At 74.3% G+C, this 25,795-nt stretch carries 27 protein-coding genes; 15 read left to right on the plus strand and 12 right to left on the minus strand.

What is annotated here, in order from left to right:
• Window position 1: 1 nt before the first annotated feature.
• From ASG41_RS03220 to ASG41_RS03240, 4 genes are all read left to right on the plus strand, one after another.
• The gene (locus ASG41_RS03220; RefSeq protein WP_056289482.1) at window positions 2–205 is read left to right on the plus strand and encodes a zinc-ribbon domain-containing protein; all 204 of its coding nucleotides are present in this window, start codon (window positions 2–4) and stop codon (window positions 203–205) included.
• 29 nt (window positions 206–234) lie between these two features.
• Complete coding sequence (locus ASG41_RS03225) at window positions 235–1,086, plus strand: aminotransferase class IV (protein ID WP_056290297.1); 852 nt, start codon at window positions 235–237, stop codon at window positions 1,084–1,086.
• 1,691 nt (window positions 1,087–2,777) lie between these two features.
• A complete protein-coding gene (locus tag ASG41_RS03235) occupies window positions 2,778–3,212 on the plus strand; it encodes a hypothetical protein (protein WP_056289486.1) in 435 nt (144 codons plus the stop codon).
• Between the two features lie 340 nt (window positions 3,213–3,552).
• The gene (locus ASG41_RS03240; protein WP_056289488.1) at window positions 3,553–3,939 is read left to right on the plus strand and encodes a hypothetical protein; all 387 of its coding nucleotides are present in this window, start codon (window positions 3,553–3,555) and stop codon (window positions 3,937–3,939) included.
• A gap of 35 nt (window positions 3,940–3,974) precedes the next feature.
• Here the strand turns inward: ASG41_RS03240 and ASG41_RS03245 are convergent, their stop codons facing one another.
• Complete coding sequence (locus ASG41_RS03245) at window positions 3,975–5,192, minus strand: HNH endonuclease signature motif containing protein (RefSeq protein WP_056289498.1); 1,218 nt, start codon at window positions 5,190–5,192, stop codon at window positions 3,975–3,977.
• A gap of 129 nt (window positions 5,193–5,321) precedes the next feature.
• Between ASG41_RS03245 and ASG41_RS03250 the strand changes: the two genes are divergently transcribed.
• The 3 genes from ASG41_RS03250 to ASG41_RS03260 all read left to right on the plus strand — a co-directional run bounded on the left by ASG41_RS03250 (window position 5,322) and on the right by ASG41_RS03260 (window position 8,341).
• Window positions 5,322–5,825 (plus strand): putative immunity protein, encoded by a 504-nt coding sequence (locus tag ASG41_RS03250; RefSeq protein WP_056289501.1) that lies wholly within the window; start codon window positions 5,322–5,324, stop codon window positions 5,823–5,825.
• Window positions 5,826–5,906: 81 nt separating this feature from the next.
• Window positions 5,907–7,256 (plus strand): Na+/H+ antiporter NhaA, encoded by a 1,350-nt coding sequence (gene nhaA / locus ASG41_RS03255; RefSeq protein WP_056289505.1) that lies wholly within the window; start codon window positions 5,907–5,909, stop codon window positions 7,254–7,256.
• 371 nt (window positions 7,257–7,627) lie between these two features.
• Complete coding sequence (locus ASG41_RS03260; RefSeq protein ID WP_056289508.1) at window positions 7,628–8,341, plus strand: hypothetical protein; 714 nt, start codon at window positions 7,628–7,630, stop codon at window positions 8,339–8,341.
• Here the strand turns inward: ASG41_RS03260 and ASG41_RS03265 are convergent.
• A complete protein-coding gene (locus ASG41_RS03265; protein WP_056289509.1) occupies window positions 8,319–8,951 on the minus strand; it encodes a hypothetical protein in 633 nt (210 codons plus the stop codon). The genes ASG41_RS03260 and ASG41_RS03265 overlap by 23 nt on opposite strands.
• A gap of 28 nt (window positions 8,952–8,979) precedes the next feature.
• Here ASG41_RS03265 and ASG41_RS03270 point away from each other — a divergent pair, with 28 nt between their 5' ends.
• Entirely contained in the window at window positions 8,980–9,354 is a 375-nt protein-coding gene (locus ASG41_RS03270) for a hypothetical protein (RefSeq protein ID WP_082556545.1), read from the plus strand.
• A 3-nt stretch (window positions 9,355–9,357) separates the two neighbouring features.
• On the opposite strand, the gene ASG41_RS03275 is transcribed toward ASG41_RS03270, so the two are convergent.
• A complete protein-coding gene (locus ASG41_RS03275; RefSeq protein ID WP_056289517.1) occupies window positions 9,358–11,037 on the minus strand; it encodes a DUF885 domain-containing protein in 1,680 nt (559 codons plus the stop codon).
• Window positions 11,034–11,606 (minus strand): FABP family protein, encoded by a 573-nt coding sequence (locus tag ASG41_RS03280; protein ID WP_056289521.1) that lies wholly within the window; start codon window positions 11,604–11,606, stop codon window positions 11,034–11,036. The genes ASG41_RS03275 and ASG41_RS03280 overlap by 4 nt, the downstream gene beginning before the upstream one ends.
• A 166-nt stretch (window positions 11,607–11,772) precedes the next feature.
• Between ASG41_RS03280 and ASG41_RS03285 the strand changes: the two genes are divergently transcribed.
• Window positions 11,773–13,944 (plus strand): glycoside hydrolase family 3 protein, encoded by a 2,172-nt coding sequence (locus ASG41_RS03285; protein WP_200938682.1) that lies wholly within the window; start codon window positions 11,773–11,775, stop codon window positions 13,942–13,944.
• Here ASG41_RS03285 and ASG41_RS03290 read toward each other — a convergent pair.
• Window positions 13,941–14,864 carry an NAD-dependent epimerase/dehydratase family protein gene (locus tag ASG41_RS03290; RefSeq protein WP_056289525.1) on the minus strand — a complete coding sequence of 308 codons (924 nt, stop codon included), beginning with the start codon at window positions 14,862–14,864 and terminating at the stop codon, window positions 13,941–13,943. The genes ASG41_RS03285 and ASG41_RS03290 overlap by 4 nt on opposite strands.
• 118 nt (window positions 14,865–14,982) lie before the next feature.
• On the opposite strand from ASG41_RS03290, the gene ASG41_RS03295 reads away from it, so the two are divergent.
• Entirely contained in the window at window positions 14,983–15,657 is a 675-nt protein-coding gene (locus ASG41_RS03295; RefSeq protein ID WP_235564412.1) for a TetR/AcrR family transcriptional regulator, read from the plus strand.
• 117 nt (window positions 15,658–15,774) lie between these two features.
• Here the strand turns inward: ASG41_RS03295 and ASG41_RS03300 are convergent, their stop codons facing one another.
• The 7 genes from ASG41_RS03300 to ASG41_RS03330 all read right to left on the minus strand — a co-directional run bounded on the left by ASG41_RS03300 (window position 15,775) and on the right by ASG41_RS03330 (window position 20,488).
• Entirely contained in the window at window positions 15,775–16,068 is a 294-nt protein-coding gene (locus ASG41_RS03300; protein WP_056289537.1) for a DUF1416 domain-containing protein, read from the minus strand.
• 2 nt (window positions 16,069–16,070) lie between these two features.
• Complete coding sequence (locus ASG41_RS03305) at window positions 16,071–16,904, minus strand: sulfurtransferase (RefSeq protein ID WP_056289540.1); 834 nt, start codon at window positions 16,902–16,904, stop codon at window positions 16,071–16,073.
• Window positions 16,905–16,969: 65 nt separating this feature from the next.
• On the minus strand, window positions 16,970–17,386 hold the full coding sequence (locus ASG41_RS03310; protein ID WP_056289543.1) for a DUF4395 domain-containing protein: 417 nt from the start codon (window positions 17,384–17,386) through the stop codon (window positions 16,970–16,972).
• Between the two features lie 216 nt (window positions 17,387–17,602).
• On the minus strand, window positions 17,603–18,061 hold the full coding sequence (locus ASG41_RS03315) for a thioredoxin family protein (RefSeq protein ID WP_235564413.1): 459 nt from the start codon (window positions 18,059–18,061) through the stop codon (window positions 17,603–17,605).
• Window positions 18,062–18,098: 37 nt separating this feature from the next.
• Window positions 18,099–18,785 (minus strand): DUF2993 domain-containing protein, encoded by a 687-nt coding sequence (locus tag ASG41_RS03320; protein WP_056289547.1) that lies wholly within the window; start codon window positions 18,783–18,785, stop codon window positions 18,099–18,101.
• Between the two features lie 18 nt (window positions 18,786–18,803).
• A complete protein-coding gene (locus tag ASG41_RS03325) occupies window positions 18,804–19,625 on the minus strand; it encodes a hypothetical protein (protein ID WP_056289550.1) in 822 nt (273 codons plus the stop codon).
• Entirely contained in the window at window positions 19,622–20,488 is an 867-nt protein-coding gene (locus ASG41_RS03330; RefSeq protein WP_082556487.1) for an alpha/beta hydrolase, read from the minus strand. The genes ASG41_RS03325 and ASG41_RS03330 overlap by 4 nt, the downstream gene beginning before the upstream one ends.
• A gap of 88 nt (window positions 20,489–20,576) precedes the next feature.
• Between ASG41_RS03330 and ASG41_RS03335 the strand changes: the two genes are divergently transcribed.
• The 5 genes from ASG41_RS03335 to pstA all read left to right on the plus strand — a co-directional run bounded on the left by ASG41_RS03335 (window position 20,577) and on the right by pstA (window position 25,785).
• Entirely contained in the window at window positions 20,577–21,329 is a 753-nt protein-coding gene (locus ASG41_RS03335) for a response regulator transcription factor (protein WP_056289553.1), read from the plus strand.
• Window positions 21,330–21,351: 22 nt separating this feature from the next.
• On the plus strand, window positions 21,352–22,284 hold the full coding sequence (gene mshD / locus ASG41_RS03340; protein WP_056289557.1) for a mycothiol synthase: 933 nt from the start codon (window positions 21,352–21,354) through the stop codon (window positions 22,282–22,284).
• 276 nt (window positions 22,285–22,560) lie between these two features.
• Window positions 22,561–23,652: a phosphate ABC transporter substrate-binding protein PstS gene (gene pstS, locus ASG41_RS03345; RefSeq protein ID WP_235564416.1), complete on the plus strand. Its 1,092-nt coding sequence runs from the start codon at window positions 22,561–22,563 to the stop codon at window positions 23,650–23,652.
• A 106-nt stretch (window positions 23,653–23,758) separates the two neighbouring features.
• Window positions 23,759–24,703: a phosphate ABC transporter permease subunit PstC gene (gene pstC, locus ASG41_RS03350; RefSeq protein WP_082556549.1), complete on the plus strand. Its 945-nt coding sequence runs from the start codon at window positions 23,759–23,761 to the stop codon at window positions 24,701–24,703.
• Entirely contained in the window at window positions 24,703–25,785 is a 1,083-nt protein-coding gene (gene pstA, locus ASG41_RS03355; protein WP_082556488.1) for a phosphate ABC transporter permease PstA, read from the plus strand. The genes pstC and pstA overlap by 1 nt, the downstream gene beginning before the upstream one ends.
• Window positions 25,786–25,795 lie beyond the last annotated feature (10 nt).

Genomic DNA, 25,795 nt, shown 5'->3' on the forward strand with positions numbered 1-25,795 from the left:
CGTGTTCTTCTTCTTCGGGTACGGCAGCAAGCAGAAGGAGCTCGGTCCCGGCTCGACGCGGACCTGCCCGCGCTGCAACAACACGACGACGTGGGCGCGGGTGAAGCGCTACAAGCAGTTCACGGTGTTCTTCGTGCCCGTGCTGCGGTGGGGGCGGCAGCAGGCGGAGGTCTGCACGATCTGCGGGACCACGGTCGCCGTCTGAGCGTCGGTGCCGTGCGGCAGGCTGGGCCCGTGACGGACGACGTGCGCGCGGTGGCGGTCTGGCGGGACGGGTCCGCGGTGCGGGTGCCCGCCGACGAGCCGGTGGTGACGGCGTTCGACACCGGGCTGGCCCGCGGCGACGGCGTGTTCGAGTCGGTGCTGGTCGTCGGGGGACGCACCCCGTACCTGGCCGACCACCTGGCCCGGCTGCACCGCTCGGCGGCGTTGCTCGACCTGCCCGAGGTGGGCGACGACGTCTGGGGCGCCCTGGTCGCAGCCGCGACCGACGGCTGGCCGGCCGACGTCGAGGGCGCCTGCCGGCTGTTCCTGACCCGCGGCCTCGGCGAGGGTGCCGCGCCGACCTGCCTGGCCCTGCTGGCGCCGGTGCCCGCAGAGACGCTGCGCCAGCGGACCGCCGGCATCGCCGTGGTGGCCCTGACCCTGGGTGTGGCCGCGGACGTGCGCGCGGTGTCCCCGTGGCTGCTGGGCGGGGCGAAGACGCTGTCCTACGCGGTCAACATGGCCGCCGGCCGGTACGCGCACTCCGTCGGTGCCGACGACGTCGTCTTCACCTCGGTCGAGGGCCGGTTGCTGGAGGGCCCGACGTCGACCGTCGTCTGGGCGTCCGGCGGCACGCTGCACACCCCGCCGCTGGACACCGGCATCCTCGCCGGCACCACCCAGGCCCGGCTGTTCACCTGCGCCGCCCCCGACGGCTGGGCCACAGCCGTCACCCCTGGGACGGTCGCCGACCTGCACGCCGCCGACGCCGTCTGGCTGCTCTCGGGCATCCGCGGAGCGGCGCCGGTGACGTCGCTGGACGGCATCGCCCGCGGGGACGCGGGACTGACCTCGAGGGTGCAGGAGCTGCTGGCCCGCTGAGTCGGGCCCGTGCCGTCCACCGTCCGGTGGACCCTCGGTGGACGCTGGGTCCTCGGACGGCTGTGGCCAGGGTGCTCAGTCCGGTCGGGTGGGTGGCCTCGTCCTCGGCCGACAGCGCCCACCCCCTGCCGCACGTGCACTCGTCCGCACGGGCCTGAGGTGCCACTGCTGCAAGCTGGTCCCGTGATCGCTCGGGGACGTGACGCGCAACGGTGGCCGACCACAGCTGGAGGGACGGCGAGCACTCCTGCGCAGTGGGCCGCCGCCGAGGCGGCACTTGCCGACGCCCTCACCCCGCCAGACACCAGTGGCCGGACCCTGGACGGCGGGAGCCTCGCGATCTCCTACGTGCCCTTCACCGACTGGGGTCGCGACGAGGGCCTCGACCTCTCGTGGGAGGTCCAGGCCGACTGGGGGACCAGACCCTGGCGTCCCACTCGTGTCGAGATCGGCGCGGGCGCAACCCTCGTCGAGGCGCTGGAGGACCTCCTCCTCTCGCGGCAGGTTCCTGCGCAGCACACGAACGCCGTGCAGCTGCGGTCCGCCGCAGCCACAGTCCTCGAGCAACAGTGGGTGGGGTGGAGCAGTCTCCTTGCTCGAGCGGCCGCCGTCGCCTCCCGTGGCCCCGCGTCGGCCGACGAACCCAGCTCGAGCAGCGTCGACATGGTGGTGCGGTGGGACGACCACCGGCCCCCGCCCCACTGGGGGTGGGAGGTGACCGTGCCGTGGATCGACACGAGAGGCTCAGAACTCGGTGCGCACCGCTGGCTCGGCGACACCCCTGCCGAGGCCCTGCGGACTGCCTTGGCCGACGCACGTGAGTGGTACCGGCCCACCCCGGCGAAACGATTCGGACGACGCACGAGGTCGAGCTGATCCGGCGGATGGGGCCCATCACGTGTGTGGCTGGGACGACCTGCCCGCCGATCGGTGCTCGCGCACACATCTGGGCTGCGGTGTGATGCCCTCGACATGACGTGGAGTCTTCTCGTCTCTGGCAACGCAGCGACGCGGCCGCCCGACGGTAGGGCTCGCCCCGCTTCGGCGGGGAGCGTGCCGAGACCACATGAGGAGGTCACGCAGGGCGGGGGTTGGCGTGCATGATCGGTGCATGTCTGCGCCGTCGGGATCCGATCCCGGGCCGACCCCGGCCGGAAGACGCCCCAGGAGATCCGCGAGTCCCACGCTGCTGCTCGTCATCGGGGGCGCGTTCACCGCTCTTGCGGTTTCGGCCTGGACACTCGGAGACAGTTGGTTGATGGCCGTCAGCCAGTCGGCTCTGGCGGTGTACTACCTGGGCATGGCCGCGCACGCGCGACGACACGCAGACGACCCCGTCCCTCCCGGCGCCGACAGCACCAGTCGTTGGGGTGGCGGCCGCCCGGAGGAGCGCTGGAACCAGGGGACAGGGACAGGTCCGGCGCCCACCTCGTCGTCGGATGGGTACACACGAGCACGACGGTGCACTGCCCGCTGACTGTTCCGATGGCAGGTCAGTGGCGGGCGACGACGGCCGCACCGGTCTCGACACCAGGCCGTGTGCGGCGCCTCCTGTGGGCCTCGCGCCGACCGGGCGGGCGCGCGACTCTCCGCCGCGGGTCGATCCCGTGGCGGTGCGGCACTCAGCCACGATGATGAGCAGGCGCACGCGCTGCCCACGCCAGTGGACGAGAGAGGGAGCAGGTGCACCGGTGACCAGCTACCGCCTCGCGGTCCCCAGCCGGGTGTTCATCGGCTGTGTCGCACTCGTGGTCGTCGTCGGGGCGCCCCTGCTCCTCGCCGGCAGGATCGATCTCGGCCCGGAGATGCGTGACCCTGTCGGCACCAGCGTCGTCTCGATCGGCTCCTGCGCGATCGCCGCACGGCTGTGGATGCTTCGAGTCACCGTCGATGCCAACACGATCGAGATCGTGAACTTCTTCTCGACCTCGCGGGTCCTGAAGCACGACGTCGTCGCGTTCCGACGAGCATCGAGTCTGCTCGACGCGTCGGGAGAGCTCTCGCTCCTGGCCAGCGACGGCCGGGTCATCCCCCTGCAGGTCGCCGCGGGTGCGGCCCCCCTCTACGAGTCCAGGCGTGTCTCCGAGATGGAGAGAGACCTGAACGTGTGGCTCACTCGTCGATGAGGACGCCGGCACCGCCGTCGGCATGGTCGTGCGCGACAGGGAGCTTGCTGGGTGGGGTCATGCAGTGCTGCTCGGTTCGCCCCGCGAGGAAGGCGGCTCGTCACGTGGGGGCGGGTGACCCAGCTGAGTCCGGGAGGCTGGACGCCGTCGCCCGGCCCGCTGTCCGGCCGGTTCTGACCGCCTCCTGAACGCGGTGCTTGTACTGCCGCGCGAGACTGCGTGTCGTCGGGGGCTGACTGCTGGCACCACCTGTGACCGCTGCAGCCCGGTGGACAGCTCGGCTCGGCGGACCCGGTCTGACGGTCGCCGCGACCGGTCGCTGGCGGGGCAGACTCGGAGGGTGAGCTTCGACGTCTTCCTGATGCGCTTCCACGACGGGGACGACGGGGGCGGCAACGCGGCTGTCCGGGTCGCACTGGCGCCGCACCTGGTGCGCGTGGGCAGCGGGGACATCTGGCACCTGCGGACCGGGGACAGCCAGGCCGACGTCTACGGCCTGGACCAGCCGAGCGGCTTCATGGCCAACCACATCGGCGACGCGATCTGGGACCTGCTGGTGGAAGCCGCACGGGTCGGGCGCTTCGTGATCCTGCCGATGAGCGGACCCGCGTGCGTCGTCGACCCCGACCACGTCGAGGACCTCCCACCCGACGCGCGGGAGGCCGCCGTGGTGGTCCAGAACGGTGCCCAGCTGCTGGCCGCCATCGAGGAGCTCGGCCGGCACTGAACCCTGGCCTCGAGCGCCGGTCAGGCCGGGCGCGCTCAGGCCGGCGACGAGCCCAGCACGATCGCCGACCCGTCGGGCCGGGTCGTCCGCCACCGCTGCCCCGGCGGTGCCCCGTCGTCCCGCTCGACCCGGAACCCGTGGTGCACCTTCGTGTGGTGCCGCTCGCAGAGCAGGGCGGAGTTGTCCAGGCTGGTGTCGCCCTGGTCGAGGACCCACTCGGCGAGGTGGTGGACGTCGCACCAGTGGGTGGGGGCGGAGCAGCCGGCGAAGACGCAGTGCCCGTCGCGCTGCTCGACGGCCCGGCGAATGTGCGGCGGGACGACCCGCTTGGTGCGGCCGACGTCCAGGGGCAGGCCCTCGGGGCCCATCACGATCCGGGTGACGGCCGAGTCGCAGGCGACCCAGCGGGCCCGGGCCGCGGAGAGCCGGGCGCCGAAGCCGGTGGTGGAGGTGTCGTGGCCGGTCGAGGGGTCGACGAGGTCCGCCAGGTCGACGGTCACGACCACGTGCGGCTTGACCGTCCGCAGGAACGGCAGGGACCCGGCGGCGAGGGTGTTGTCGGCCCACTGCACCAGCGCGTCGCCCTGCTGCTGCGCCCGGTTGCGGGTGTCGCCCTGCGGCCGGTCGGCCTGGACCATCGACTCGATCACCGCGGCGACCTTCTCCGGGCCGACCGCGTCCAGGTCGAAGCGGCCCGAGCCGCTGCCGTCGTCGTGCCTGGTGATCGTCAGCCGGCGTCGCTCGGTGGGGTCGGGCTCGGGGCCGTCGGGGTCCAGGGCGTGACGGAAGGCCTGCACCGCCGTCCCCAGCTTCGCGTGCGGCAGCGTGCGGGCGACCTCGGTCCACGCCTCGTCGAAGGCGTGCAGGTCGACGCCCTGCTCCTCGGCTGCGGCGATGTCGCAGGGCCGGAGGGCGGCCGCGACGACGCCGACCTGGGCGGCGGTGACCGCACCCTCGGCGAAGGCGGACTCGAACCGCGGCAGGTGCTCCAGCACCCGGCCGGCCCGCACGACAGCCGCCGCTGCACCGGGTGGGAAGTGGTGGTGGCCGCGCAGTACCGACTGCATGGTCCGCAGCCCGTCGTGCTCGGCGGCACCGACGACGTCGGCGTGCCGCACGGTGCGCACCAGCTCGGCCTGCAGCCGGTTGATGGTCCGCGCGAGCTCCGAGGTGCTGTCGAGCAGCTGACCGTCGCGCAGCGCGTGCAGGTCGTCCGCGGCGAGCGCCACGACAGCCGACCGGAGCTCGCTCACCACACCTCCACGGACTCGAACACGTGTTCGAAGTGTAACCGTCCGAGGCGCGATGATCAAGTCGAAAGCGCAGCTCAGGGGCACGTCGGGGTCGTGAGCGAGGATGACCTCCCCCGAGAAGGAGACCCAGTGATCCTCCCCAGCGTCCGCGACCCACGCCTGGTCACCGTCCGCCGCGGCGGAACCCTCACCGACGCCGACCACCACCTGCTCGCCCTGTGGGCCGCGACCTGCGCCGAGCACGTGCTGCCGCTGTTCACCGCCGCCGTCCCCGGCGACGACCGCCCGCGCGCGGCGATCGAGCACGTCCGGGCCTGGACCCGTGGCGAGGTGTCGATGACGGCGTCCCGCGCGGCCGGCGGGCACGCCATGGGCGCCGCCCGCGAGCTGCGCGGCGCGCCCCGGCACGCCGCCTACGCCGCCGGGCAGGCCGGCGCCGTCGCGCACGTCGCCGAGCACGACCTGGGGGCCGCGGCCTACGCGATCAAGGCCGTCCGCGCCGCCGAGGACGACGACGCCGGGCGGCGGGAGTGCCGCTGGCAGCACGATCAGCTGCCGGACGCCGTCCGGGACCTGGTGCTGGAGGACCAGGCCCGCCGCAACGAGCTGTGCTGGTCGGTCTTCGAGGCCTGATCCCGGTACCCTGGCCCACGGTGCGCCGGGAAGTCTGGTCGGCAACTCCTCAGTCGACCCCGCACCCTGGAGCCACCCCTGATGTCGAGCCCATCCCGCCTGTTCGCCCGCGGCACCTACGGCGAGGCCACCCGCATCGCCGCACTGCTCCGCAAGGAGACCGTCGGCGGCGTCCTGCTGATCCTCGGCGCGGTCATCGCCCTGGTCTGGGCCAACACCCCCTGGTCGGCGGCCTACGAGACGCTGCGCGACACCCGCGTCGGGCCGGCCTCGCTGCACCTGGACCTGACCCTGGGCACCTGGGCCGCCGACGGCCTGCTGGCGGTCTTCTTCTTCGTGGCCGGGCTGGAGCTCAAGCGCGAGTTCGTCGCCGGCGACCTGCGCGACCCACGCAAGGCCGCCCTGCCCGTCGCGGCCGCCGTCGGCGGCATCGCGGTCCCCGCCGTGATCTACACCGTCATCAACCTGGGCAGCGAGGACGGACTCACCGGCTGGGCCATCCCCACCGCCACCGACATCGCCTTCGCCCTCGCCGTCCTCGCGGTCATCAGCACCCACCTGCCGGCCGCGCTGCGCACGTTCCTGCTGACCCTGGCGATCGTCGACGACCTGCTGGCCATCACGATCATCGCGGTCTTCTACACCTCGTCCCTGGCGTTCGGCCCGCTCGCGCTGGCTCTCGTCCCGCTGGCGCTGTTCGGGTTCCTGGTGCAGAAGCGGGTCCGGCACTGGTGGCTGCTGCTGCCCCTCGCCGTCGCCACCTGGGTGCTCGTCCACGAGTCCGGCGTGCACGCCACGGTCGCCGCGGTCCTGCTCGCCTTCACGGTGCCGGTGGTCCGCCAGGCCCCCGGGGAGGGCCCCGGCCTCGCCGAGCACTTCGAGCACCGCATCCGGCCGATCTCGGCCGGCATCGCCGTCCCCGTGTTCGCGTTCTTCTCCGCCGGCGTCACCGTCGGCGGGCTGTCCGGGCTGGGCGCCTCGCTCACCGACACCGTGGCCATCGGCATCGTCGTGGGCCTGGTCGCCGGCAAGGCCATCGGCATCACCGGCGCCACCTGGCTGGTCAGCCGGTTCACCAAGGCCGAGCTGGACACCGACCTGCGCTGGCCCGACGTGATGGGCCTGTCCCTGCTGGCCGGCATCGGCTTCACCGTCTCGCTCCTGATCGGCGAGCTGGCCTTCGGCGCCGGCTCGTTGCGCGACGAGCACGTCAAGGTCGGCGTCCTCACCGGCACGCTGATCGCCGCGCTGCTGGCCACCGCCGTGCTCAAGCCGCGGGACCGGGTCTACCGCCGCCTCGCCGAGGCCGAGGCCCGGGACGACGACGGCGACGGCATCCCCGACGTCTACCAGCGGGAGGGCCTCAGACCTCCGCGGGAGACCGTCGACGAGGCCTCCGAGCGACGCCGGAACCCCTCCGCCGAGAGCTGAAGAAGGGTGTTGCGCGGTCGGGAAAACCGGTCGTACCGTGGTGTCACACGAGAGAGGAGGTGGTCCGAACAATTGATGTCGTTCAGGACGCGTGAGGTGGCTGTCCGCTAGCCGCCGTCCAGATGGGCCGCCCGCTCAGCACCGGATCAACCCGGTCTGACGCGTGTGGCATCGCCCGTCCGCCGATGGCGGCGAGCGAGAACCGGACAGTCACCCGACCCCCGGGCCGCCGACCCAGTCCAGTCGGCCCGCGCGCAGCTCCCCCGCCCACCAGCAGGGTCCAGCGCCGCGGAGCAGCCCGGGGGTTGTCCGTTCTCCGGAGGACCTGCGCACGACCCGCGGGAGACCCGCGAGGTCCCTAAGCTCGGCCCGTGCAGTTCGCCGGCCGGGAGCCCGAACCCGACGTCACCGTCGGTGCGTGGATCGCCGGGGCCGTCCGCCCCGGCGCCGGGCTCGCCGCCCTGATGCCGCCGGTCTTCCCGGCCACCGCCCGGGTGCTGCACCCCGCCGCCCGGTACGTCGGGGACGACGACGTCGACGTCCGCTGGGCCGACGTCGCCGCGGCCAACGGCACCACCGCGCACCCGCAGATGACGTGGGGCGCGATCACCGGCTCCCTCGACTTCTACGAGGAGGCCGACCAGAGCCCGCTGTGGGAGGGCGCCCCCGCCCGTGGCCACCTGACCGAGCAGGTCGCCGAGGTCCTGGTCGACGTCCTCGCCCGACACACCGGCACCCCCGGGGACTGCTGGTTCGGCGTCTGGGACGCCCATCCCGGGCTGCACGCCCACCAGGCCCGGCTGACCGTCGGGCCCCGGTCCTACTGGCTGGTCCACGGCCCGGTGACCCTGGCCTGCCAGAACATGGCCCCCGAGCCGCTGGACCAGAGCGCCAACCTGTGGTGGCCGGCCGACCGGGCCTGGTGCGTGCTCACCGACGTCGAGCTGGTCAGCACCTACGTCGGCGGCTCGACCGCCTGCATCGCCGAGCTGCTCGCCGACCCCCGGCTGGAGTGCCTGCCGGCCACCGCCGACCAACCGGTCGGGGACGACGCCGACACGGTCAACCCGCCGCCGGACTCCTGAACCGCTGCGCGGCCACGACGCCGGCGGGCAGGTCGGCCTCCAGCGGGCCGAGCACGTCGGCCAGCTGCTGCACGGTCAGCTCCGGACCGGCCGCGCCCAGCGCCGCCACCGCCGGCCACGGGGCACGCCACTCGCCCAGGCCCTGGTCGTCGGCGACGCCCTCGGCGTAGGTGTCGACCAGGCCGTACAGCGTCTCGGCGTCGACCGGCAGGCCGACCCGGGTCGAGCCGTCCACCAGGTCCGAGGGCACCCGCGACCAGGCCGTACCGTCCCAGCCGAGGACGAAGGACACCTCGACGGCGGGGTCCAGGGCGCGCAGCGGCTCCGACCACCAGTCCGGGGCGTCGGTCAGCAGCTCCCCCGTCGGCTCGCCGTCGGGACGGCGGGACAACCGGGTGACCGCCTCCCGGTCCCAGCCCAGCAGCACCGCCCGGTCCGGGGCCAGCAGCACGACCTCGGCCCAGTTGCCGCCGCCGTCGTCCAGGCGCCAGCGGTCCCCGCGGGCCGATGCCGTCTGCGGGAAGCCCAGCGCGGTCACCACCGCGGCCGCGGCCGCCCAGCGGTCCCGCAGCAGGTCCAACGACGGCAGGTCCACGACGGTCAGCTCCACGTCAGCAGACTGTAGGACCATCGTGGGCATGCACCCCGCCACCGTGGAGACCCGGCTGACCACCGTCCTGGGCGGCTGGGCCGCGGCCTCCGTCGTCGCCGGCGCGGCATTGTCGCTGTCGCCGCGGACCCGTGGCTTCGGCCGGCAGACCGCGGCCTGGGGTGCGGTCGACGGGGTCATCGCCGGCGTCGGCGCCCACAACCGCCGCCGTCGCGGGCCCACCGATCCGGGTCGGCTGCGCCGGGTGCTGCTGGTCAACGCCGGGCTGGACGTGGGCTACCTGGCCCTGGGCGCCGCACTGCTGCGCACCGACCGCTGGCGGGGCGACGGCGCGGCGGTCGTCGTCCAGGGGGCGTTCCTGCTCGCCCTGGACTCGACCGCCGCAGCCGCCCTCAGGCCGTGAGCCTCACAGCCGGCTGAGCTCGTCGGCCAGGTCGTCCAGGCCCAGGCTGCCCTGGGACAGCGCGGCCATGTGCCAGGCCTTGAGGTCGAAGGCGTCCCCGTGTGCGGCCTGCGCGGCCGCCCGGCCCTGCAGCCAGGCACGCTCCCCCAGCTTGTAGCTGATCGCCTGCCCGGGCATGCCCAGGTAGCGGACCAGCTCGCTGTCCAGGAAGTCGGTGTCCCGGCCGCAGTACTCGCCGAAGAACGCCCGGGCCAGCTCGGGGGTCCACCGCTGCCCGCGGTGCTCGGCCAGCGCCCCGTCGGCGTCGGCGGGGATCGGCAGCTCCAGGTGCATGCCGATGTCCACGACGACCCGGACGGCGCGCATCTGCTGGGCGTCCAGGTAGCCCAGCCGGGCGCCGGGGTCGGTGAGGAAGCCCAGCTCGTCCATCAGCCGCTCGGCGTAGAGCGCCCAGCCCTCGACGTTGGCCCCCACCGACCCCAGCGAGGTCTGGTAGGTCGACAGGTCCCCGCTCACGTAGGCCCACTGGGCCAGCTGCAGGTGGTGGCCCGGGACGCCCTCGTGGTACCAGGTGGACACCAGGTCCCACAGCGGGAAGCGGTCCTTGCCCAGCGTGGGCAGCCAGGTCCGGCCTGGGCGGGAGAAGTCCTGCGCGGGGCGGGTGTAGTACGGCGCGGCCGCGCTGCCGGGCGGGGCGATCATGGCCTCGACCCGGCGGATCGGCTCGGCCAGCTCGAAGTGCGTGCCGTCCAGGGCCTCGATGGCGTCGTCCATCATCTGCTGCAGCCGCAGCCGGACCTGCTCGACGCCCTCGACGGCGGGCCCGTTCTCCCCCAGCCAGCGCATCGCCTGCATCGGGGTGGCCCCGGGCAGCACCTGCTCGGCGGCGGCGCGCTGCTCCTCGCGGATGCGCAGGTGCTCGGCCCAGCCCCAGGCGTAGGCGTCCTCGAGCCCCGTGCCGTGGCCCAGGTCCGTGCCGTTCCAGGACCGGGCGAAGCGGGCGTACCGGTCCCGGCCCACGGCGTCCGGGGTGCCCTGTGCCTGGCGCAGGTAGGTGTCGCGGAGGAAGTCGCGCACCTGGGCGACGGCGTCGTCCGCCGCAGCGGCCGCGGCGTCCAGCTCGGTGCGCAGCTCCGCGGGGCCGGCCGCGACGACGCCGGCGTAGTACGGCCCGGCCAGCCACTCGTCCAGCTGCCCGATCACGGTCTCCACCTGGCGCGGGGCGGCGAAGAGCCCGCGGGCCGCACCCTCGGTCAGCGAGGCCAGGTACCCGCGGTGCGCCTCGGGCACCCGGGCGAGCCGCCGTCCCAGCACACCCCAGTCCTCCACTGTCGCGGTCGGCATCATCGTGAAGGCCTGCCGCACCTGGTGGACCGGGGAGAACAGGTTGGAGACCTCGCGCAGGCCCTCGCCGGCCTCGTGCAGGTCCAGCGCGGCACCCAGCCGCTCGCGCAGCAGCCGGGCGCAGCGCGCCTCGACCGGGTCCTCCGCCAGCGCCGGGTCCTGCTCGAGCGCCCGGTCCAGGTCGGCCAGGGTGTCCCGCTGCAGCTGTGCCTCGGCGGCCAGGCCGGCCGGGGACAGGTCGGGCAGTCCGTCGACGGCCTGCCCGAGGCCGGTGGCCACGATCGGGTTGAGCTCGCAGACGGCGGCGACGTGGGCATCGGCGATCTGGCGCGGGGTCATCGGATCCTCTCCAGGCGGGCGGACATCACCGGGCGGAGCTGGCCGTCGGCACCGGCGTGGTCCACGGCGTACATCAGCGCACCCTCGACGATCCCGTAGAGCCGGGCCGCCTTGGTGACGTCGGGGTGGTCGGGGGTGCGGGCCAGCACGTCGGTGGCCAGCTCCCAGCTGGTGGTGCTGCGGGCGGTGCCGACGAGGATCTCGACCAGGCCCTCCGGGTGGGCGACGAGGAGCTCGACCTCGTCCTCCCCGCGCGGCCGCCAGAAACCGGACTCCCGGACGTCGGGGCCGGCGACCGTGCCGTCCTCGGCGATCCGCCAGGTCCGGGACTCGTAGGACAGGAAGTCCCGCCCGTCGTGGGCGAACCGCACCCACTGCCCGAACCGGTGGTCCCCGGCGGACCCGGCGGCCTGCCCCTCCCCGTGCCACTCGCCCAGCAGCGGCAGCACCGAGAGCAGCTCGTGCGCCACCTCCGGCCCGGTCCGGACGTCGGTGGTCTCCTCCACCGGCAGCTCGGTGCGGCCGGCGACCGGCTGCTCGGGCAGCCCGGCGGGCGTCGGGTTCGTCACCGGACACCCCCGCTGCGCTCGCGACGTGTCAGCCGCACGGCCCCGGCGGCGCACCACAGCGCGGCGAGGACGGCGAGGGCGACGAGGACCCAGGCAGTGAGCAGACCCATGCCCGCCACGGTAGCGAGCGGGTTTGCCGCCGTCCCCCCGCGCGCACCCCCGGGAGGTGGAGACCACCGCGCCGACGCCGTCCGGGACCGAGCCGTGGGAGGGGTGGGCCGGGCACCACGCGACCGCCCGGGCGCTGGTCGAGCAGCTGACCCTCGCCGAGGCGGTGTCCCTGGTGAGCGCCCCGATGGGCATCGGCCCGGACGCCCCGGCCGACGCCGTGGGGTCAGCAGCGCACACCCCGGGCGTCGAGCGGCTGGGCATCCCCGGCTGGGACGAGTCCGACGCGAGCCTCGGCGTCACCAACCCGATGGGCGCGCGCGGACCGGACGACGACGCCACCGCCTTCCCCTCCGGACCCGCCCTGGCCGCGACCTTCGACCCCGACCTGGCCCGGCAGGTGGGCGAGGCGGTCGGCGCGGAGGCACACGCCCATGGCGTCGCCGTCCAGCTGGCCGGCGGGATGAACCTGGTGCGCGACCCGCGCGGCGGGCGGGTCTTCGAGTACCTGTCCGAGGACGTGCTGCTGTCGGGCGTGCTGGCCGGGGCCTCCGTGGCCGGCATCCAGTCCCGGGGGGTGGCCGCCACCCTCAAGCACTTCGCGCTGAACCCCTCGGAGACCGGCCGGGTGGTGGTCAGCTCCGACCTGTCCGAGCCGGCGCTGCGCGAGTCGGACCTGCTGGCCTTCCAGATCGCCCACGAGCGCGGCCGCCCGCGTGCGGTGATGCCCGGCTACAACCTGGTCAACGGCGTCTACGCCAGCGAGTCCCACCACCTGCTCACCCAGGTGCTCAAGGGCGACTGGGGCTTCGGCGGGTTCGTGATGAGCGACTGGGGCGCCACCCACTCCACCGTGCACGCCGCCGTCGCCGGGCTGGACCGGCAGTCCGGCCACGGCCTGGACACCCGGCACTTCTTCGGCGCCGACCTGCTCGCCGCCGTCGAGTCCGGGCGGGTGCCCCGGGAGCGGCTGGACGACATGGTCACCCGCATCCTCACCGCGCTGGCCTCCGTCGGCGCCCTCGGCGAGCGCCGCCGGCCCCGTGCCCTGGACCTCGCCCCGCACGCCGCCCTGGCCGCCCGCGTCGCCGCCGGGTCGGTGGTGCTGCTGCGCAACACCGACCACGTGCTGCCCCTGGCGGGCACCGGCCGGCTGCTGGTCGTCGGCGCGCACGCCGACACCGGCGTGATCAGCGGCGGCGGCAGCTCGACGGTCACCCCGCCCGGCACGGTCACCGACGGCGGCTCGCAGATCGCCCAGATGGAGCTGCCCCGCGCCTTCCACGCCCCCGCCCCGCTCGACGCCCTGCGCGAGCGGTGGGACGGCGAGGTCAGCTGGCTCGACGGCGCCGACGTCCCGGCGGCGGTGGCCGCCGCCGGGTCGGCCGACACCGTCGTGGTGGTCGCCGAGAAGTGGTCCACCGAGGGCCAGGACTCCCCCGACCTGTCCCTGGGCGACGGGCAGGACGAGCTGATCACCGCGCTGGCCGCGGCGAACGACCGGCTCGTCGTCGTCCTCACGGTGCCCTCGGCGGTGACCATGCCCTGGCTCGACGACGTCGCCGCGGTGCTGGTCGCCTGGTACGGCGGCCAGGCCGGGGCGGGTGCGATCGCCGACGTGCTCACCGGGGTGGCACCGCCCGCGGGCCGGCTGCCGATCACCTTCCCGCGGTCGGAGTCCCAGCTGCCCCGACCCGACGTCCTGGACCCGGCCGGGCTGGCCTCCAACCCCGGCGAACCCCGCCGGGGCGGGTACCCGCGGGTCTCCTACGACGTCGAGGGCGCCGACGTCGGGTACCGCTGGTTCGAGCGGGAGCGGCTGGACCCGCTGTTCCCCTTCGGCGCCGGGCTCTCCACCACCACCGTCGAGTGGTCGCAGGTGTCGGTCGCGGTGGAGGACGGCGCCCCGGTGGCCACCCTCACGCTGACCAACACCGGCACCCGGGCCGGGGTCGAGACCCCGCAGGTGTACGTGGCCCCACCCGCGCTGCCCGACCGCTCGGCCACCCGGCGGCTGGCCGGCTGGGCCCGGGTTGCGCTGGAGCCCGGCGAGAGCCGCACGGTGTCGATCCGCTGCGACGAGCCCCGGGTGCTGTCCGCCTACGACGCCGACGACCCGGGCTGGACCCGGGCCGCCGGCCGGTACGCCGTCCGGGTGGCCCGGGACGCCGCCGCCCGCCCGGTGCTGGAGGCGGAGGTCGAGCTGCCCCGGTTGCGGCTGGCGCCCTAGCCCGGGAGTGCCCCGGCGGTCGTGCGCACGACCTGGTCCCACGGGGTGGGCGCGACGCCCAGCACCGCGGTGGTCTCGCTGCCGTCGACGACGAAGTCGGCGTCCCACTGGTGCCGGATCGCCACGACCTCCCGCAGCAGCGGGACGACCGTCCCGAGGGCCCGGAGCACCGGCCACGGCGTGCTGGACACCCGCGGCGCCGGCGCCCCGAACACCGCGGCGAAGTCCCCCAGCGCCTCCCGCTGGCTGCGCGAGGGGGCGCTGGGCACCACCCACGCCCGGCCCCAGGCCCGCTCGTCGGTACCCAGCGTGGCCAGCGTGGCGCCGACGTCGGGCAGGTAGGCCCAGCTGTGCTGCACGTCGGGGTCACCGATCACCCACACCCGCCCGCCCGCCCGCACCCCGGCCAGGCTGCGACCCAGGTAGGAGTTGGCCGGGGGCACGTCGGGCCCGACGAAGTCCGACGCCCGGGCCTCGGTCACCCGCACCCGCCCCGCTTCGTGCGCGGCGGCCATCTGCTCCCACATCGCCACCCGCACCCGGCCCTTGACGTCGGTGGCGGCCAGCGGGCTCCGCGCCGTCATCGGCCCGGTCGGACGGCCGTGCCCGTACAGGTTGCCCATCGCGACCAGCACCGCACCGCTGCGCTCGGCAGCACCCAGCAGGGCGGTGGCGATCGGCGGCCACTCCGTCGCCCAGCGGTGGTAGGTGGGGTTGACCGCGTTGTAGACCACGTCCGCACCGGCCGACGCGGTCGCCAGCGCCTCGGTGTCGGCCGCGTCCACCGCGCGGTGCTCGACGTCGTCGGTCGACGTCCCCCCGCTGCGCGAGAGCACCCGCACCCGGTGCCCGGCCCGCACCAGCTCACCGGAGACGGCGGTGCCGACCGGTCCCTTGCCCACGACCACGTGCAGTCCCACGACGTCTCCTGACGACTGACGAGAGCGGTGCTCTCGTTCTGGAGCGACAGTGACTCCCTCTCCCGAGCTGTCAAGAGCGGTGCTCTCGGATGAGATCGGTGCTAACGTCCGCGGGGTGGTGAGCACGGCGAGGGAACGCGCCCGCAACGCGCTGACCGAGGAGATCCTCGAGTCGGCACGCGGCCAGCTGGCCACGGTCGGCGCCGCCGCGCTGTCGCTGCGCGCGGTGGCGCGGGACCTGGGCCTGGCGTCCTCCGCGCTGTACCGGTACTTCCCCAGCCGGGACGACCTGCTGACCCGGCTGATCATCGAGGGCTACGACGCACTCGGCGCCGCCGCCGAGGCCGCCGACGACCCCACCGCACAGCCGCGCACCCGCTGGCACGCCATCTGTGCCGCCGTCCGGGCATGGGCGCTGGCGCACCCGCACGAGTACGCCCTGCTCTACGGCTCACCGGTGCCCGGCTACGCCGCCCCGCAGGACACCGTCGCCGCCGCCGGCCGGGTCGGTCTCGCACTGGGCCGGGTCCTCGGCGACGCTGCCCGGGCCGGTGTCCTGCCACCCGCGGAGGGACGCCGCACCCACCTGGTCACCCCTGCCGCCGCCGCAGGACTGGGCGGCGAGCACCCCGACCTCGACGACGCCGTCCGGGCCCGCGCCCTGCTCACCTGGAGCTCGCTGTTCGGGCTGGTCAGCTTCGAGCTGTTCGGCCACTTCGTCGGCGTGCTCACCGATCCCGACGCCTTCTTCACCGAGCAGGTCGGCGAGCTCGCCGACGTCCTGGGTCTCTGAACGGCCAGGGCCCGCCACCGCGACAGCGGTGACGGGCCCTGGTGGGGTGCTGGAACGGCCTGGCTGCAGGGTCCCGTGCCGCGCGGAGCGTGGTGCGGGGGGCAGTCAGGCCCTCCTTCAGACGATCGCGAGCGTCGTCTCGTTCAGCCCGACCTCGGCGGCCAGCACGCGCTCGGCGCGGCCCACCGGGGCCAGCGAGCGCAGCTTCCAGTCACCGGGGGCGGCGAAGAAGCGGAACTCGCCCTCGGGGCTGGTGACCACCTCGGCGGTGAACTCGTCGGTCGAGTCCAGCAGCCGGACGTAGGCGCCGGCGACGGGGTTGCCGTCGTGCCACACCTGGCCCTGGATGACCGTCTGGGTGCTCAGGTCGATGCCGGCGAGGGAACCGCCCTGCTTCGGGGACGCGCACACGGTCAGGCCCCCTTGGCGATCGGGACGCCGACGAGCGAGCCGTACTCGGTCCAGGAACCGTCGTAGTTCTTGACGTTCTGGTGGCCGAGCAGCTCCCGCAGGACGAACCAGGTGTGGCTGGAGCGCTCCCCGATGCGGCAGTAGGCGATGGTGTCCTTGGAGTCGTCGAGGCCGGCGTCGGCGTAGAGCTTCGCGAGCTCCTCGTCGGACTTGAAGGTGCCGTCCTCGTTCGCGGCCTTGCTCCACGGCACGTTGACGGCCGAGGGGATGTGGCCGGGACGCTGAGCGCCCTCCTGCGGCAGGTGCGCGGGGGCCACGAGCTTGCCGGCGAACTCGTCGGGACTGCGCACGTCGACCAGGTTCTTGGTGTCGATGGCGGCCACGACCTCGTCGCGGAAGGCGCGGATCGAGGTGTCGGGCTCGGCGGCCTGGTAGGTGGTGGCCGGGCGCTGCACGGTGTCGGTGGACAGCGGGCGGCCGTCCAGCTCCCACTTCTTGCGGCCGCCGTCGACGAGCTTGACGTCGCGGTGGCCGTAGACCTTGAAGTACCAGTAGGCGTAGGCGGCGAACCAGTTGTTGTTGCCGCCGTAGAGCACCACGGTGTCCTCGTTGCCGATGCCCTTGGCACTCAGCAGGGCGGAGAAGCCCTCGCGGTCGACGAAGTCACGGGACTCGGCGTCCTGCAGGTCGCTCTTCCAGTCCAGCTTCACGGCGCCCTCGAGGTGGCCCCCGTCGTAGGCGCTGGTGTCCTCGTCGACCTCGACGAAGACGATCCCGGCGTCGCCGAGGTGCTCCTGGGCCCAGTCGGCGGTGACGAGCACGTCGTTGCGGCTCACGGTGTTCCTCCAGTGGTCGGTGGTCAGGGGGTGCTGCGGGGGGTGCGGTCTGTCGGGTGGGGCGGTCAGGCGGCGCGGACGGGGCGGACCCGTCGCGCGAGCAGGTACAGCTCACAGCCGAGGCAGAAGCCCACGGCGGCGTTGAGGAGGGCGGCCACCAGGGCCAGCCCGGCGGCGACGGCGCCCAGGACCGGCGCCCCCGCCAGGTACCCGACGGCCCCCACCAGGGCGAAGAACAGGCCGACGAGCTGGGCGAACCGCGGCGGCGCCTCCGCCTCCCGCTCGCTGACCGGGCCCAGCCGGGGGGCCACGAGCACCCGGAACAGCAGGCCGTAGGGCGCGTACCGCAGCCCGGCGAGGCCGCCGACGGCGAAGACCACGGCCTGCGCCGCGAGCAGCCAGCCGTTGCCGGTGAGCAGCACGACGACCAGGACGACGGTGGTGACCCACGCGCCGAAGCGCGGGCCGCGGACGTCGACCATCGGCCCACCGGTGGCGGGCGGGGACGTACGGGGGTGCTGGGGGGATGTCACGGTGTGGGGCCTTCCGACGGCGGTCAGGGCGCGTCGAGGCGGGTCGTCAGCCTCGTCAGGAGGCGCGACACAGGCAGCTGCCCAGGCGGCACAGGTCCACTGTGCGTCGCTGAGTCAGCAGGGTGCCCACGGCGCGAGGGTAGCAACACCCAGGTCGGGGCGTGATCACGAGGTCCGGACCGCCGGTGCGTGCGCGTCGACGATGGCCGTCAGCTCGTCGGGGCGGGGGGCTCCGCTGCTGCGCCCGAGCACCCGGCCGGACCGGTCCAGGTAGAACAGCGTGGGCGTGCGCCGGACGTCCAGCGCACGCACGGCCTCCAGCTGGCTCTCGGCGTCCACGTGGACGGCGGCCAGGCCGGGGCGGGTGGTCTGCAGCTGCGCCAGCCGGGCCTTGGTCGCGCGGCAGGGCGCGCAGAACGCGGTGGCGAACTGGACCACGGTGAGGTCGGCGTCCTCGGGGCGCACACCCAGCGAGCGGAGCACCTCGGTGTCCCTGGACCCGGTCACGTCGGCCTCCTCCTCGGCGGGGCGGCGGACCGCGCCGCTGCGGGTGCGCAGCCACCAGGCCGCGAGGCCGGTGAGGGCCAGCGCGACGAGCAGCACGACCAGACCCGTCGTCTCCACGTCCCGCCCAACACGACCGGCCTGGTGGGGATTCCCGTCAGCGCAGGACGGTGTCGGTGGCCTCGACGGTGAGGTCCACGCCGGAGTCGGTGGTGGTCAGCCCGGTGAGCTGGAGCCCGAAGGGCAGGGCGGGCACGGTGTAACGGAAGTCGAGCAGGTCCTGGGCGGCGTCGAGCAGGAAGTCCGGGACGTCGACCCCGGCGCCGGCGGCCTGGTCGACGGTCACCACCAGGTCCTGCCCGTCGAGGGCGACCTGCCCGGCGGCGGTCAGCCGGACCGACTGCCCGAGCACCTCCACGGTCCGGGTGACGCGGACGCCGTCGCCCTCGCGGGACAGCTGGGTGTCCCCGTCGAGCTGGGAGGAGAGCAGCCCCCAGGACAGCGAGGCCCGCCCGTCCACGTGCTCGACCGGGATCTCGGCGACGTCGCCGGCGATCACGTCGGACAGCGGCAGCTGCACTCCCTGCAGGGAGACCTCCGCGGTGCCGCCGTCGGGGAGGCCCAGCTGGTCGGCCGTGAGCGCGAGCCGGACGTCCTCGTAGCGACCGCCCAGGGCCTGGGTGAGGAACGGGAAGCCGGTGATGTCGACCTCGGGCTCACCGGTGAGCTGTCCGCGCTGGGCCACCTGGGCGGCGACCTGGTCCTCCGCGACCACGACACCGACCCGGTCGGCGGCCACCAGCAGGCCGAGCAGGACGAGGACGGTGATCAGCAGGCCCTTCACCGGGCCCAGTGTCCGGCGTCAGAGGCTGGTCTGCAGCGCCAGGAAGAAGGCCACCGGGGTGGCGGTGGCGAGCGGCAGGGCGGCCTGGACGACGGGCAGCGCCCAGCCCCGCTGCGGGCGCTCGGCGACGACGTAGGACGCCCCCACGGCCATCAGCGCCGCGACACCGCCGATCGCCGCCCCGTAGGTGGCTGCCGACAACGCGTCGACCAGGTCGTCGGGCGCGCGGCGCAGCAGCGCGACGCCGACCCCGGCCAGCACCGCCAGGACCAGGCCGACCAGCCCGCGGGGCACGCCCTGGGCGATCTGCGGCCGGGGCAGCACCAGGTCGACGAGGTGGCCGACGAGCAGCGCCGCGGTCACCACCAGCACGGCGCTGGTGGCCAGCCGGTCGCCGTCCGCGCTGCGACCCAGCGCCAGCAGCACCGACAGGGCGACGACGGCGCAGACCAGCAGCACCACACCGGCCAGCGAGGCCACCAGGTAGCGGCGGGGTGCGGGGCGGGCCATCTGGTGCACGAGGGCCACCAGCAGGCCGGGCCCCAGGACGAGCAGCAGCGACCCCAGCTGGGGGCGCTCGGGCAGGTGCATGAGCAGGTCGGCACCGACGGCGGCGGCGACCCCGATGCCGAGGGACCCGACGAACCCGCGGATGCCGGTGGCGACCACCCAGGCGCCCACCAGCGCCAGCTGCACGACGAGCACGCCGACCAACCGGCCGGTGTCACCCAGGGCGAGCGGGCCGCCGACCAGCAGCGCCCCCGCCACGACGACGGCGCCCGCGGCGGGCAGGTGGTGCGCCCCGCGCGGCAGCTCGGTCTCCAGCGCTGAGTGGCTCACCCGCGCATGGTCCCACCGTCGGTCGCGGACGCCGTGGAGGTCGCGACCCCGGGGGTGCTGCCCGGGACGCGGCCCACGGTGTCCCGCGCCCAGCGGCCGATCCGCTCGGCGAGCGGGCCGGACATCCCGCTCTCGGCGTGCCCCATGCCCGGGACGGTCCAGACGGTGGCAGCGGGCCCGGCGGCCCGGGCGAGTGAGCGGACGTGCTCGAGGGGGAAGTACGCGTCCTGGTCACCGTGCACCAGCAGCAGCGGCGTGGGCGCGATGGAGCTGACCAGCTGCACCGGCGCCGGTGGGCTGGCCGCCCACGGCGGCGCCAGCCGCACGCCCACGACCCGGGAGCCCAGCCGGCGCCCCAGGGTGGTCTCCAGCATCCAGTGCACCCGCCGCATGGGCAGCGTGTCCCGGACGAACCACCGGCTGACGGCGCTGACGCCCACCACGGCGTCCGGGCGCGACGTGCCGATCGCGGCCTGCCGCAGCGCGGCGCCCCCGCCCATCGACAGCCCCAGGCTCACCACGGTCCGCGCCCCGTCCGCCCGGGCGGCCGCGACGGCCGCGTCGACGTCGAGCAGCTCGGGGTCACCGCCCACCCCGGACTCCCCGCCGGAGCGGCCGTGGCCGCGGAAGTCCACGCCCCGGACCTCGCCGAACCGGGACAACCAGGAGGCCAGCCGCAGGAACGGCTGCCGCGCCGTGGAGTTGGTGAACCCGTGCGAGACGACGAAGGTCAGCGGTCGCTCGTCGGGCCCCAGCGGGGCCGGCAGCGCCGCCGGGACGACGATCCCGTGCAACCGGACGCCGTCGGCGGTGCGCACCGTCACCTCGGTCCGCGCGACGGAGAGGGTCTCAGGACGGCGCACGTCCGCTATCCTGCCAACTCACCTCGACACCGGTGTCGAAGGCCGCGCACCACAGGCGACAGCCAGTACGACGTGTGAGGAGATCGACGTGCGACTCGTGCTCATGACGTCCGCCCGGCAGGCCACCACCGAGGTGTTGCCCGCGCTGGGCCTGCTGGCCCACCAGGTGCGGGTCGTCGCGCCGGAGCTGTCCAGCCTGCTCGACGGCGACGCCGGCGACGTCGTCCTCGTCGACGCCCGCCACGACCTGGTCTCCGCCCGCACGCTGTGCGCGCTGCTGTCCTCCACGGGGGTCGCCGCCTCGGTGGTCGCCGTGCTGAGCGAGGGCGGCCTGGTCGCGCTGTCCGCCGACTGGGGCGTCGACGACGTGGTCCTGGACACCGCCGGCCCCGCCGAGGTCGACGCCCGGCTCAAGTGGGCTGCTGCCCGCCGGGTCGCCGCGGCCACCCCGAGCGCCGCCGACGACGGCGGGGTCACCAAGGCCGGCGAGCTGGTCATCGACGAGCACAGCTACTCGGCCAAGCTCCGGGGCCGCCCGCTCGACCTGACGTACAAGGAGTTCGAGCTCCTCAAGTACCTGGCCCAGCACCCGGGCCGGGTCTTCTCCCGCGCGCAGCTGCTGCAGGAGATCTGGGGCTACGACTACTTCGGTGGCACCCGCACCGTCGACGTCCACGTCCGCCGGCTGCGCGCCAAGCTGGGCACCGAGCACGAGGCGCTGATCGGCACCGTGCGCAACGTGGGCTACAAGCTGGACCAGCAGGTCGCCGACGCCACGGCCGCGGCGAACACCGCCGCCGAGACCGCCGTGCTGTCCGACAGCCGTTCCCCGCTCGCCTGAGACGTCCGTCCTGAGCACCCCCCTGCCTCCCGTCCGGGACGTCGACCGGCTCGCTGCCGACGACGTCCCGGCGGTGCTGGGGCTCCTGGCCGCGGCCACCGCCGCCGACCGGGTGCGCCCGGTGTCGGAGGAGGCCGAGCTCCGGCTGCAGCACGGCGGCCCGGGCGAGAGCCGGGACCTGCTGGCCACCCGGGACGGCGCGCTCGCCGGCTACGCCCGCTTCGAGGTCGACGGTGCCGAGTGCGAGGCCGAGCTGGTCGTGGCACCGCCCGCCCGCCGCCAGGGCGTGGGCAGTGCACTGCTCACCCGGCTCGAGGAGCTCGCCGGGGACCGCCCGCTGCGGGTGTGGGCGCACGGCGAGCTGCCGGGGTCGCGGGAGCTGGCCACCGGCCGCGGCTACGACCGGGCCAGGACCCTGCTGCAGATGCGCCGCCCGCTGGCGACCGTGGACCCCGATCCCCGCCCGGCCCTGCCGGCCGACGTGGTCGTCCGGGCCTTCCGGCCCGGGGTCGACGAGGACGCCTGGCTGCGGGTCAACTCCCGGGCGTTCAGCCACCACCCCGAGCAGGGCGGCTGGACGGCCCAGGACGTCGCGCTGCGGGAGGCCGAGGACTGGTTCGACCCGGCCGGGTTCCTGCTGGCGTGGCGGACGGCGTTCGCCGGCTCCGAGACCCTGCTGGGCTCGCACTGGACGAAGGTGCACCCGGCCGGCGAGGTGGCCGAGGAGGCCGTCGGCGAGGTCTACGTCCTCGGGGTCGACCCCGACGCCCAGGGCATGCGGCTGGGCCGCGCGCTGACCGACCTCGGGCTGGCGCACCTGCGGGGGCTCGGGCTCACCGACGTGCTGCTCTACGTCGAGGAGGACAACACCGCCGCGGTGTCCCTCTACGAGTCCACCGGCTTCACCCGGTTCGCCGTCGACGTCTCCTGGCGACGGGTCCCCGCCTCCCGCTGAGCGGTGCTCCCGCACGACCCCCGGGGCCCTCTCCAGGGTGACCAGGCGCACGCTCGGTGACCGCCGCGCCGTCGTTCACCTGACGGACGTGATGCGTCCCTCACCCCGTCGACGAAGCTCCGGGGCGCGTTCACCTCCCGTTCACCGATGCACCCGGATCCGTCCACCTCGCCTCCTTAGCGTCCTCGTCTGTTGGAACCCCACCGCCCGGCACCGACGTCCGGGCACCCACAGTCGAAAGGCACTGAGTTGAAGCTCAGCACCAAGACGCGCGCCGTGACCCTGTCTGCGGCGTTCGCCAGCACCCTCGCGCTCGCTGCCTGCGGCGCCTCCAACGAGGGCGGCGGCTCGACCGACGCCGCCGGTGGCAGCAGCAGCGAGGAGCAGCTGAGCGGCACCCTGGTCGGTGCCGGCGCCTCCAGCCAGCAGGCCGCCATCCAGGGCTGGACCGCGGGGTACTCCTCGCTGCAGCCGGACGTGACCGTCAACTACGACCCGGTCGGCTCCGGCGGTGGCCGTGAGCAGTTCCTCGCCGGTGGCACCGACTTCGCCGGCTCCGACGCCCCCCTCGACGACGAGGAGCTCGCCACCGCCGAGGAGCGTTGTGGCACCGACGGCGTCTTCGAGCTGCCGAACTACATCTCGGCCATCGCCGTGGTCTACAACCTGCCCGGCGTGGACGACCTGAACCTGTCCCCCGACACCCTGGCGGGCATCTTCACCGGCGCCATCACGACGTGGAACGACCCGGCCATCGCCGGGGACAACCCCGACGCGCAGCTGCCCTCGACGTCGATCACCCCCGTCCACCGGGCCGACGACTCGGGCACCACGAACAACTTCACCGACTACCTCTCCCAGGCCGCGCCGTCGGTGTGGACCGAGGAGCCGGACGGCGAGTGGCCGCTGGAGGGTGGCGAGGCCGCCAACCAGACCTCGGGCATGGTCTCCGCCGTCACCGCCGGTGAGGGTGCGATCGGCTACGCCGACGAGTCCCAGGCCGGCGACCTCGGTGTCGCCAACATCGGTGTCGGCAGCGAGTTCGTCGCTCCCTCCCCCGAGGCCGCCGCGGCGGTCGTCGAGGGCTCGGAGCTGGTCTCCGGGCGCGGCGAGTTCGACTTCGCCTACGAGATCAACCGCACCACGACCGCCGCTGACGAGTACCCGATCGTCCTGGTCAGCTACCACGTGGGCTGCATCTCCTACGAGGACGCCACCCAGGCCGACCTCGTGAAGTCCTTCATGGGCTACGTCATCAGCGAGGACGGCCAGCAGGCCGCGGCCGACGCCGCGGGCAGCGCGCCGATCTCGGACACGCTGCGCGAGCAGGCGCAGACCGCGGTCGACGCCATCACCTCCGGCAGCTGACCCACCCCGCTCCACCCGGCCCGGGGGTCCACACGGACCCCCGGGCCGGCGCACGACCCCCACCCGATCCCCTGAGATCACGGCCTCGAGCCGAACGGAGCACGTGGTGACAGCCACCGACGCACCCCCGACCCGCCCCCGCCCGCGGCAGCAGCCCGGCGACCGGGTCTTCGCCGGCAGCGCCAAGGGCGCCGGCATCCTGATCCTGGTCATCCTGGCCGGCGTCGCGATCTTCCTCATCACCGAGGCGTTCCCGGCGTTCACCGCCGACAGCGCCGACCTCCCCGGCGGCGAGGGGCTCTTCTCCTACGTCGCCCCGCTGGTCTTCGGCACGCTCATCGCCGCGGTCCTGGCGCTCATCGTCGCCACCCCGCTGGCCGTCGGCATCGCGCTGTTCATCACCTACTACGCGCCCCGGCGGATCGCCGCGGCCCTGGGCTACGTGGTGGACCTGCTGGCCGCGATCCCCAGCGTCGTCTACGGCTTCTGGGGCATCTTCGCCCTGGCGCCGGCGATGGTGCCCTTCTACGGGTGGGCCGAGGACAACCTGGGCTTCCTGCCCTTCTTCGCCGGCCCCGCCTCGGCCACCGGCCGCACGATGCTCACCGCCGGGCTGGTCCTCGCGGTGATGATCCTGCCGATCATCTCGGCCATCTCGCGCGAGGTCTTCAGCCAGGCCCCGGCCCTGCACCGCGAGGCCGCACTGGCCCTGGGTGCCACCCGCTGGGAGATGATCAAGATGGCGGTGCTGCCCTACGGCAAGTCCGGCGTCATCGGTGGCGCGATGCTCGGTCTGGGCCGGGCGCTGGGCGAGACGCTGGCGATCGCGCTGGTGCTCTCGGTCTCCGGCGGCATCACGTTCAACCTGATCTCCTCGTCGAACCCCTCGACGATCGCGGCGAACATCGCCCTCCAGTTCCCCGAGTCCACCGGGCTCGCGGTCAGCACGCTCATCGCCAGCGGCCTGGTCCTCTTCGTGATCACGCTGCTGGTCAACATGCTGGCCCGCTACGTCGTCAACCGCCGGGCCGACTTCTCCGGAGCGAACTGATGTCCACGTCCACCCCGCCGCGTCCCGACATCGCGCCCCCTCCGCTGGAGGAGGCCGTCCGCAGTCACAAACAGCTCCCCCGCTTCGGCGGCTCCGGCCTGTTCGCCGGCGGCGTCGTCCTCGGTGGCCTGCTGTCGGCACTGACCGGCTTCAGCTGGGCCCTGCTCGTCGTCTACGGCGTCGTGCTGGGCACGCTGGCGGTCTACGTCGGCTCCCGCGCCGTCGAGGGCAAGCGCAAGGCCACCGACCGGCTGGTGACCTGCCTCGTCGTCTCCGCGTTCGGCATCGCGATGGTGCCGCTGGTCTCGCTGGCCTACACGGTCATCAGCCGCGGCGCCGCCCGCTTCGACGCCACGTTCTTCAGCAACTCGATGGTGGGCGTCGTCGGCGAGGGCGGTGGCGCCTACCACGCCATCATGGGCACGGTGATCATCACCGCCCTGGCGGCGGTGATCTCGGTGCCGATCGGCCTGCTGACCGCCATCTACCTCGTCGAGTACGGCACCGGCCGGCTGAAGAAGGCCATCACCTTCCTCGTCGACGTGATGACCGGCATCCCCTCGATCGTGGCCGGTCTGTTCGCCTACGCCCTCTTCGCGCTCTTCTTCGGCCCCGGCGTCCGCCTGGGCGTCGGCGGCGCCGTCGCGCTCTCGGTGCTGATGATCCCGGTCGTCGTCCGGTCCTCCGAGGAGGTCCTCAAGCTCGTCCCCAACGAGCTGCGGGAGGCCGCCTACGCCCTGGGCGTGCCCAAGTGGCGCACGATCCTCAAGGTCGTCGTCCCGACCGCCATCGCCGGCCTGGGCACCTCGGTCACCCTGGCCGTCGCCCGCGTCATCGGGGAGACCGCGCCGCTGCTGGTCATCGTCGGCATCACCGCCGCGACCAACTTCGACCCGTTCGACGGACGGATGGCGACGCTGCCCGTCTACGCGTACTACCAGCTGACCCAGCCGGGGGTCCCGCCGCAGTTCGGGATCGACAGGGCCTGGACAGCAGCGCTCGTCCTGATCATCCTCGTCATGGCCCTCAACGTCGTGGCGCGCCTGATCAGTCGTTTCTTCGCCCCCAAGACCAGTCGCTGACCGAAGAACC

The sequence above is a fragment of the Modestobacter sp. Leaf380 genome (genome assembly GCF_001424485.1).
Classification (GTDB): domain Bacteria; phylum Actinomycetota; class Actinomycetes; order Mycobacteriales; family Geodermatophilaceae; genus Klenkia.

Excerpts from the sequence above, each read along its gene's own strand:
- nhaA (WP_056289505.1), top strand. The coding sequence starts at position 5,907 with ATGTCGAGCCCATCCCGCCTGTTCGCCCGCGGCACCTACGGCGAGGCC.
- ASG41_RS03270 (WP_082556545.1), top strand. The coding sequence starts at position 8,980 with ATGCACCCCGCCACCGTGGAGACCCGGCTGACCACCGTCCTGGGCGGC.
- ASG41_RS03275 (WP_056289517.1), bottom strand. The coding sequence starts at position 11,037 with ATGACCCCGCGCCAGATCGCCGATGCCCACGTCGCCGCCGTCTGCGAG.
- ASG41_RS03310 (WP_056289543.1), bottom strand. The coding sequence starts at position 17,386 with ATGGTCGACGTCCGCGGCCCGCGCTTCGGCGCGTGGGTCACCACCGTC.
- pstA (WP_082556488.1), top strand. The coding sequence starts at position 24,703 with ATGTCCACGTCCACCCCGCCGCGTCCCGACATCGCGCCCCCTCCGCTG.